This is a genomic window from Methylobacterium sp. WL116 (assembly GCF_008039455.1).
GTDB lineage: Bacteria > Pseudomonadota > Alphaproteobacteria > Rhizobiales > Beijerinckiaceae > Methylobacterium.
Map to the genome: position 1 here is coordinate 1 of NZ_VRUV01000961.1, position 868 is coordinate 868.

At 75.7% G+C, this 868-nt stretch carries 1 protein-coding gene and 1 pseudogene; one reads left to right on the plus strand and one right to left on the minus strand.

Translation table 11 applies throughout. The annotated features are described in order from the left end of the window. Nucleotides 1-439, plus strand: a 439-nt coding sequence (locus tag FV223_RS28775) for an invasion associated locus B family protein (protein ID WP_147730015.1), incomplete at its 5' end; no start/stop codon positions are given. Nucleotides 440-461: 22 nt separating this feature from the next. Here FV223_RS28775 and FV223_RS28780 read toward each other — a convergent pair. Continuing rightward, nucleotides 462-868: pseudogene (locus FV223_RS28780) on the minus strand (allophanate hydrolase); the annotation flags it as partial.

Below are 868 nucleotides of genomic sequence, written 5' to 3' on the forward strand. Positions count from 1 at the left end.
GGCGCCGGGCGACACCCGCCGGATGATCCAGGCCTTCGGCGGCTGGACCCTGATCTGCGACGAGAACCTGCGCCGCCGCCGCCGGGTCTGCAACGCGTCGCAATCGATCGTCGACGGCGACGGGGTCTTCGCCTTCAGCTGGTCGCTCGCCGCCACCAGCGCCGGCGCGCCGGTCTTCGTGGTGCGCGCGCCGGTCGGGGCGTGGTCGGCCCACACCGTCGGGTTGGCGTTCGGCACCGCCGAGGAGACCGTGATCCGCCTGGAAAGCTGCAACGCCAGCCTGTGCCTCGGCTTCCTGCCCGTCGACGAGGCCCTGCGGCGGGCGATCGCCGGGCGCGCCGCCGTCCGCGTCCGCTATCGCAGGAGCGAGAGCGCCGCCCCCGTCGCCATCGCGACCTCCCTCGACGGCCTCGCCGCGGCGATCGCCGGCATCAAGTAGCCCTCTCCCGCGCAGGCCGGCCTCAGCGCTGGGCGCGGGCCAAGTATCCGCGCCAGCCGCCGTCGCGGCCGATCTCCTCGGCGCCGACGACGCCCTCGGCCTCGACCAGGAACCCCTTCGGCCGGGTGCCGTCGGACAGGTGCAGGGTGCCGATGCCGAGGGGCTCCGGGATGGCGGACACGAAGCGGCCGAAGGCGTCCGGCGACAGTTCCCATACCTCGGTCTCGATCGCGACGCCGGTGCCCGCCGCCACCCGCAGCAGGCCTGGCCGGTGCGGCGGGCCGCCGGGCAGCGCGTAGAAGCGGTAGTCCGGCGCCGTCGCGACCGCGCGCAGGAAGCGGGCGCCGAGGCGCGTGAGCTCGCCGTTGAGGGCGAGGCCGGAGAGGTGCGCGCCGACCACCGCCAGCTCGATCGCCTCGCCCTCAACGG